5 protein-coding genes are annotated in these 7,952 nt (G+C 62.1%); all 5 read left to right on the top strand.

The genetic code is table 11. The features are described 5' to 3' along the window. Positions 1-433: 433 nt before the first annotated feature. The 5 genes from rpsT to BGE01nite_RS14660 all read left to right on the top strand — a co-directional run bounded on the left by rpsT (position 434) and on the right by BGE01nite_RS14660 (position 7,930). Positions 434-706 carry a 30S ribosomal protein S20 gene (gene rpsT / locus BGE01nite_RS14680; protein ID WP_146851231.1) on the top strand — a complete coding sequence of 91 codons (273 nt, stop codon included), beginning with the start codon at positions 434-436 and terminating at the stop codon, positions 704-706. A 131-nt stretch (positions 707-837) separates the two neighbouring features. Continuing rightward, positions 838-2,127 carry a right-handed parallel beta-helix repeat-containing protein gene (locus BGE01nite_RS14675; protein WP_146851230.1) on the top strand — a complete coding sequence of 430 codons (1,290 nt, stop codon included), beginning with the start codon at positions 838-840 and terminating at the stop codon, positions 2,125-2,127. A gap of 109 nt (positions 2,128-2,236) precedes the next feature. Continuing rightward, entirely contained in the window at positions 2,237-3,385 is a 1,149-nt protein-coding gene (locus tag BGE01nite_RS14670; RefSeq protein WP_170266799.1) for an efflux RND transporter periplasmic adaptor subunit, read from the top strand. Positions 3,386-3,388: 3 nt separating this feature from the next. Further along, positions 3,389-6,496 carry an efflux RND transporter permease subunit gene (locus BGE01nite_RS14665; RefSeq protein ID WP_146851228.1) on the top strand — a complete coding sequence of 1,036 codons (3,108 nt, stop codon included), beginning with the start codon at positions 3,389-3,391 and terminating at the stop codon, positions 6,494-6,496. Positions 6,497-6,499: 3 nt separating this feature from the next. Further along, positions 6,500-7,930, top strand: a complete 1,431-nt coding sequence (locus BGE01nite_RS14660) for an efflux transporter outer membrane subunit (protein ID WP_146851227.1) — start codon at positions 6,500-6,502, stop codon at positions 7,928-7,930. Positions 7,931-7,952 lie beyond the last annotated feature (22 nt).

Raw genomic sequence — 7,952 nt, 5'->3', positions numbered from 1 at the left:
GGCGCTGGTGGAGATGTCAGCCATGGTCGTGGGATGATGTTTGGGTTAAAACGAAAAAATTCGAGGGGCCGCGACTTTTGAGCGCGATTCGCAGAGGCGCAAGCAAGGAAGCTGTTTCAGCCGTTCACCTCCAAAACTACGCTCTCGAATTTCCCCGTTACAGACCTCTGTGCTCCTCTGTGCCCTCTGTGGTGAATCATTGCATCCCGCCCTCTGCCAGCCTCCGATTTGAACAGCCTCTCCCGTCTTGAGCGCCAAAGGCGCGCCCCATACCAGCCTAGGGGGTCTAGCCCTAGGTTGGCGTGCCGACACAGCGCCAAGCGCTGAAAGCGCGCCCCATGCACCCCAACCCACGCTTCACACAACCAAAAACCCCGTTTGACAGCGCCTCCCCGGTGAAGTAGAAACTCCGCCCCCTCCGCAGACCCCTTTTATGGCTAACATCCGCTCTTCCGAAAAAGACATCCGCCGCACGCAAGCCCGCACGGCGCACAACCAGACCGTCAAAAGCAAGATCCGCACGCTGCGCAAGAAGGTCGTTGCTGCCATCGAAAAAGGTGACGCCGCTGCCGCTGCTTCCAGCCTGAACGAATTCGCTTCCGCCGCTGACAAGGCCGCCAAGACCAACGTTCTTCACAAGAACACCTCCAGCCGCCTCAAGGGCCGCCTCGCCACCAAGGTGAGCGCTCTGACCAAGAAGGCCTAATCCAACACGGAGGGGTTGACCCAAGTTTAAAAAACCCGCTGCGCCTTGTCGCCAGCGGGTTTTTTGCTGCCCGGATCCTTCCTCATTCGGCTGGAATACGTGACTTCCGAGTCGCGTTGAAACCACTCCGAATGCTCTCCTCCCTCTCCCGCCACACCGCCCTCCTGGCTCTGGTCTTCTCCCTCTCCGGCCTAGCCCCCGCCGCCGACCTCTCCGTCACCGCTTACCCCTCCATCCAGGCCGCGCTGGATGCGAACCCCGGCCGCATGCTCTTCGTCCCGGCGGGCGACTACCCCATCACCGAGAAAATCCGCGTCCGTGGCGAGCGCGCCGGCCTCTTCGGCCCCGGCCGTATCATCCAGCAAAACCCCGAGCAGCCCATCATCACGATCGATGAGGCCAAAGAAGCCGAACTCCGCGACCTCACCCTCACACGCCCCGAGGGCAAGACCGACACCCGCCAGGAAGGCATCGTCGCCATCAAGTGCCGAGACCTCGTCATCGAAAACGTCCGCGTGCTCGACAACCGCGGCCCCGCCGGTGCCATCACCCTGCGCGAGAGCCAGAACTGCCGCATCAGCCGCTGTCTCGTGCGGAACTACATGCGCGTCAGCATCGACGACCGCACCGCGAACAAAGAGCTCGGTTACGCCTTCAACTGCACAGACGGCACCGGCATCAGCGTCAGCTACAGCACCGGCACCTTCATCGAAGGCAACCGCGTGGTGGAGGACAACCTCGTCCCCACCCAGGAGATGAAGACCAAATATAAGTTAGGCGACTTCGTGAAGAAGAACCCGGAGAAAGGCGCCATCATCAACCAGCAGATGTGGGACGCGAACTACACCGATGCCTGGCAGCAGGGCAGCGGCATCATCGTCACCGCGCCGAGCGTGAGCGACTGCACCCGCATCATCGGCAATCACATCGAAAACGCCGCCCAGGGCATCGATCTCCATAGCGATCATGTCATCGTCTCCAACAACGTCATCCTGAACTCCTTCATGGGCATGAAGGCCATGCACGGCTCGCGGAACGTCATCATCACGTCTAACCAATTCATCAAAAACAGCCTCTGGTCCATCGGCCTCATGCCTGGGGCTGGCGCGAATGCGGAGAACTTTGATGGCGGCTCCGTCATCGCGAACAACATCATCTCCGACTTCGGTCATGGAGATGCGCACTGGATCTGGGGAGATGAGCGCTCACCCTTCAAGTTTGATGACGGCCAGCAGCCTGATGATCCTCCTCTCACAGACGTGCTGGTGCAGGGAAATGTGGTGCATTGCATCGGCCAGCCTCGCTACAAATACGCCGTCATCATCGCCGGCGGGCCTAACACCCCGCGTGGCATGCATTTCTCCGGCAATCTGCTGCATCCAGGCAGCCAGGGCATCGCCAACACAGAACTACCAAAGTAGCGTTCGCCGCGACACTATTTGGTCGTTGTGCAGTCTAAAGGCCGCATTTCTATTGCGTTCTCGTATGGTGCGGGGTTTTCGCAGCGTACACCCCGCCCCCCCAAAATCCATGTCCGATCCTCGTCCAGCGCCCTGGGTGCGCTTTCTCGTCTTTATGATCATCAGCGGCGCTGTTGCCGGAGGAGCGTGGGTGTTTTGGAACCAGCAGAAGAAGAAGGCGGAAGCTCCTGTCGCGGCAGCCAAGGCCAAAGGCGCTCAATTCGTCACCTCAGCCAAGGTCACCAAGTCGGACTACGCTCTCGATCTTCTCGCCGTCGGCACCGTCGAGGCAGATGAATCCATCGACCTCAGCCCAAACGTCACCGAGACCGTCACCGCGCTTCACTTTGAAGACGGCCAGCAGGTGAAAAAAGGCACCCTCCTGGTCGAGCTCAGCTCGAATGAGGAAGAAGCCGCCATCTCCGCCGCCAAGTCCCAGCTCACCGAGCATGAGCGCGAGATCACCCGCCTCCAAAGTCTCGTCAAAGATGGCGCTGCTCCTGAGGCTCGTCTGGAGGAGCGCCGCACGCTCGCGGACGTGGCCAAACAAAACATTCATGAAGCCGAGGCGCGCCTCACCGACCGCCGCATCGTCGCCCCTTTTGATGGCTGGCTCGGCCTGCGCCGCATCAGTGTCGGCGCCCTCGTCTCACCCGGCACCGTCATCGTCTCTTTAGATAAGATCGATACCGTGAAGATCGACTTCAGCGTGCCTGAAACCTATCTCTCCTTGATCAAGCCAGGCTCACCTATCGAGGCACGCACTCAAGGCTCCAAGGATCGTCTCTTCAAAGGCACCGTCACCCAGCTCGACTCGCGCGTTGATCCCGTCACCCGTGCCGTGGATGCCCGCGCCGTGATGCCGAATGATGACCTCGCCTTGAAGCCCGGCATGCTCGTCGTGGCCACCCTGCGCGTGGAGCCGCGCCAGTCTCTGTCCATCCCAGAGCGCGCGCTCGTTCCCATCGGCTCCAAGGCCTTCGTCTTTGCCATCATCGAGGAAAAAGCCAAACGCGTGGAAGTCGTCACCGGTCGCCGCAAACCCGGCTTCGTGGAGATCATGAGCGGGATCGAGGAAGGTCAGCTCGTCGTCGCGGACGGCCTCGTCGGCCTGCAGGATGGCATGTCAGTGAAAGTCACGGGCGAGTTCGCCGGACCTGTGAAGGCCTTCAATCCGGAGGCCATGGCCGGCAGCACCAACCCCGGAAGCGCAAGGTAAGGCATGTGGCTCTCTGACACATCTGTGCGCCGCCCGGTGCTGGCCCTGGTGATGAACCTGGTGCTCATCACCTTCGGGGTCGTTGCCTACACCAAGCTGCCGCTGCGCGAGTTCCCGGACATCGAGCCGCCCATCGTCACGGTGGAAACCTTCTACCGCGGCGCCTCGGCGAGCGTGGTGGAAAATCAAATCACGCAACGACTCGAGGACCGCATCTCGCAGGTCGAGGCCATCGAAAACATCTCCTCCACCAGTGTGGATGGAAAGTCCGAGATCACCGTCGAGTTCACCCTCGGTCGTGATCTTGATGCCGCCGCGAACGACATTCGCGAGGCCATCGGTCCCGTGCTTGCCTCTCTGCCGGATGGGGTGGATCCGCCGAACGTCGGCAAGACCGAGCTGAGCGCCGAGGTGCTCATGTATCTGAACCTCACAAGTGACCACCGGAACACGCTGGAGCTCACGGACTATGCCGAGCGCTATCTCATGGACCGCTTCTCGCGTCTACCTGGCGTGGCTCGTGTGCGTGTGAATGGCGGCTCCCGCTATGCCCTCCGTGTCTGGATGGACCGCGAAGCCCTCGTGGCCCGCGGCCTCACGCCCTTGGATGTCGAAAAAGCCCTGCGCAGTGAGAACGTCGACCCGCCCGCAGGCACAGTGCAATCATTGGATAGGCAGTTCACCGTCCGCATGAACCGCCAATATCGCACCGTCGAGGACTTCGAGAAGCTCGTCGTCGCCCGTGGTGCCAATGGTTATCAGGTCCGCCTCGGTGAGGTCGCTCGTATTGCCCTCGGTGCCGAGGAAGCCCGCACCGTTTTCAAAGGCAACCGCGTGCTCATGGTGTCCGTCGGCATCATCCGTCAGTCACGCTCAAACCCTCTGGAAGTCGCCCGCGCCGTGCGTGCGGAGGCAGAGGAAATTCGCAAGACTCTTCCCTCGGATCTGCGCCTGGAAAATAGTTACGATGTCAGCCAGTTCATCGAGGAGTCTTTGCATGAGGTGTATCGCACACTCGGCATCGCCATCGCGTTGGTGGTGGTCATCATCTTTCTCTTCCTCGGTAGCTTCCGCGCGGTCTTGATCCCCACCGTCGCCGTGCCCGTCAGCGTCTTCGCCACCTGCCTCGTGCTGCTCGCTCTGGGCTACTCCATGAACACGCTGACCCTGCTGGCCTTCGTGCTCGCCATCGGCCTGGTCGTGGATGACGCCATCGTGGTGCTGGAAAACATCCACCGCCGCATTGAGGAAGGGGAGACACCGCTCGTCGCCGCCTACAAAGGCACGCGTCAGGTCGGCTTCGCGGTCATCGCCACCACGCTCGTGCTCATGGCCGTGTTCGTACCCGTGGCTTTCATGCCCGGAGACACCGGCCGCATGTTCGCGGAGTTCAGCGTCACGCTCTCCATTGCCGTCGCCTTCTCCGGTTTCGTGGCGCTCACGCTCTCGCCCATGATGGCCTCCAAAATCCTGCGTGGTCGTGAGGGAGACAGCTTCATCGCCCGCATTCTGGACAAGACCTTCGGGGCCATCCAGCGCAGCTACCGCTGGGTCTTGAACTGGGCACTGCACTTCCCGGCGGCTTCCTTCCCCATCGTCGCCGGTCTCATCGCCCTCTGCGCCTGGCTGCTCACTCATATTCCGGACGAGTTCATGCCGCGTGAGGACCGCGGCTCCTTCTTCGTTGTCGCCACTGGCCCGCCCGGCACCACCTTTGGCAATGCCCTCGAGACTCTCGACAAGCTCACGGACAACGTGATGTATCTGGTGGAGGACACCAAGGAGGCCACGCGTGTGAACTCCCGTGCTCCCCGTTCTTTTGGTTCGGCGGCGGACTTTAATGACTCCATCGCCGTGCTCACCCTGACACCCTTCGGCACCCGACGTGATGGCTTCGTCATCATGGACGAGATCCGCCAGAAGACCGCCAGCATGACCGATGCAAAGGTCTCTGTCGTCATGCGCCAGGCCATCCTGCGCGGCCTGAACAAGCCGCTCGAGATCGTCGTCAGCGGCAACACGTTCGAGGAGCTCGCGCAGTGGCGTGACCTCATCCTCGCCAAAGGCCGTCAAAACCCCGGCTTGATCGGCATGGACTGCGATTACCGTGACACCAAGCCCCAGCTTCGCGTCACCATCGATCAAGCCCGCGCCGCTGACCTCGGTGTTTCCAGCGCGGACATTGGCATGACCTTGGAAACCATGCTCGGCGGCCGTCGCGCCACCACCTTCATCCATCAGGGTGAGGAGTATGATGTGATCCTTGAAGGCGGTTACGCCGAGAAGCGCACGCCCGTCGATTTGAACAACCTTTTTGTTCGGAGCGAACGCACGAAGCAGCTCATCCCGCTCTCCAACCTCGTGAAGACGGAGGAGTTCGCGGACAGCGGCACCCTCACTCGTTACAACCGCATGCGCAGCATCACCTTTGATGCCGAGCTGAAGACCGGTTACAGCCTGGGCGAGGCCGTGACCTACATGGAGGATCTCATTCGCGAAAACCTCCCCGGCAATGCCGTCGTCGGTTACAAAGGGAACTCGCTGAAGATGAAGCAGAACCAGGGCAGCATCGGCATGATCTTTGGTTTGGCATTGATCATCGCCTTCCTCGTGCTCGCGGCGCAGTTTGAGAGCTTCGTGCATCCCTTCACCATCATGCTCACCGTGCCCATGGCGGTGGCAGGCGCCCTCCTCGGCCTCATGGTCATGGGCATGAACCAGAGCATCCACAGCCAGATCGGTCTCATCATGCTCATCGGCCTCGCCGCCAAGAACGGCATCCTCATCGTCGAGTTCATCAACCAGCTTCGTGACGAAGGCGTGCCCTTCCGGGATGCCATCCTCATGGCCAGTGAGCAGCGCTTCCGTCCCATCGTCATGACCGCTCTCGCCACCGTCATGGGCGCTTTGCCGCTGATGCTCGGCGGTGGTGCCGGTTATGAAACCCGCCGCGTGGTCGGCGTGGTGATCGTCTTCGGCGTCAGCATCGCCACTCTCGTGACCCTCCTGCTGGTCCCCATGATGTACGCCCTCCTCGGCCGCCGCACCGGCTCGCCGCACGATGCCAGCCGCAAGCTTGACGAAGCGTTGGAAATGACGAAATCCGAATGACGAATGCCGAACCAGCCCAGCACATCCTCGATTCCACGTTGTCTGACCTTCGTCATTCTGCATTCGTCATTCGTCATTCTCTCCGGCTGCAACCTCGCCCCGAAGTACTTCTCGCCTCAGCCCGCGCTGCCCACCGAGTTCAAAACCGAAGGCCCCTGGCGCACCGCCAAGCCCAGCGATGACACGGCCCGCGGAGACTGGTGGACCTTTTTCAACGACACACGCCTCAGCCAGCTCATGCGCGAGGCCGAGACTGCCAGCCCCACGCTTGAGATCGCCCGCCAGCGTGTCGTCGAAGCCCGCGCGCAGGCTCGTGCTGACAAAGCCGGACTCTTCCCCTTCGTCACCATGCGCAACAGCGCGCAGCGTGACCGCAGCACCGGCACCATGGCCTTCCAGTTCGCCGGCGGCCGCACACGCAGCACCCTGCTGAACACGCTTGATTTCCAATACGAGGTCGACTTCTGGGGCCGCATCCGCAACCTGGGCAAGGCCGGCAGTGCCCGCGCTGATGCCGAGGACGCGGATTTGCACAATGCCCGGTTAGGCCTCCTCAGTGAGCTGGCCATGAACTACTACGCCCTGCGCGTGCAGGATGCCCAGATCGCTCTGCTGAAGCGCACCGTGTCCGTCCGCCAGCGCACCGTGGATCTCGCCCGCAAGCGCTTCAATCAGGGAGACATCGCCCAGATTGATGTCGCCCAGGCTGAGACCGACCTCGCCGAAACCCAGGCCGAGGCCATCGGCCTCGAAAGACAGCGCGCCGAACTCGAGCACGCCATCGCCCTCCTGATTGGCAAGATGCCCTCGGACTTCACCCTGCCTGCCGGACCTCTCGCTGGCGCGCCACCTTCCTTGCCCCGCAGCGTGCCCAGCACCTTGCTTGAGCGTCGTCCCGACATCGCCTCCGCCGAGCGTGAGATGGCCGCGCTCAATGCCGAGATCGGCGTGGCCCGCGCCGCCTACTTCCCCACCATCACCATCGGCCTGCGCGGTGGCACGCAGACCAGCTTCTATCAGCTGGTCGACAACCACAGCAGTCACATCTGGGGGCTCGGCCCTGCGGCAGTCGAGTGGCCGCTGCTTCGCGGTGGTCGCGTGAAGGCCAACCATGAGGTCTCCAAAGCCCGCTATGAGCAGGGTGCCGCCACCTATCGCCAGGCCGTGCTAGCCGCCATGCGTGACGCCGAGGATGCCCTCAGCGCCCTCGATGTCCTCCGCCGCCAGTCCGCCGCTCAAGACGTCACCGTGAATTCCGCCACGCGCGCCCTGGAGCTCTCCCATAAGCGCTACGAGTCCGGCCTTGTCGCCTACTACGAAGTGCTGGATGCCCAGCGCACCCAACTCCGCGCCGAACGCGAGTCCACCCGCCTCCAAGGCGAGCTCTTCCTCGCCACCGTCCTCCTCGTCAAAGCCCTCGGCGGCGGCTGGTGATCACAACGTACCACCCCATTCC

Origin of the sequence: Prosthecobacter gellanilyticus (genome assembly GCF_007992435.1) — a bacterium.
GTDB classification, from domain to species: Bacteria; Verrucomicrobiota; Verrucomicrobiia; order Verrucomicrobiales; family Verrucomicrobiaceae; genus Prosthecobacter; species Prosthecobacter gellanilyticus.
Note: the sequence above shows the minus strand (reverse complement) of the source record. Positions and strands in the feature narration are given on the sequence as shown.

What these genes read in the sequence shown, in the direction of transcription:
- rpsT (WP_146851231.1), top strand. Translation starts at nt 434, where the DNA reads ATGGCTAACATCCGCTCTTCCGAAAAAGACATCCGCCGCACGCAAGCC.
- BGE01nite_RS14675 (WP_146851230.1), top strand. Translation starts at nt 838, where the DNA reads ATGCTCTCCTCCCTCTCCCGCCACACCGCCCTCCTGGCTCTGGTCTTC.
- BGE01nite_RS14670 (WP_170266799.1), top strand. Translation starts at nt 2,237, where the DNA reads ATGTCCGATCCTCGTCCAGCGCCCTGGGTGCGCTTTCTCGTCTTTATG.
- BGE01nite_RS14665 (WP_146851228.1), top strand. Translation starts at nt 3,389, where the DNA reads ATGTGGCTCTCTGACACATCTGTGCGCCGCCCGGTGCTGGCCCTGGTG.
- BGE01nite_RS14660 (WP_146851227.1), top strand. Translation starts at nt 6,500, where the DNA reads ATGCCGAACCAGCCCAGCACATCCTCGATTCCACGTTGTCTGACCTTC.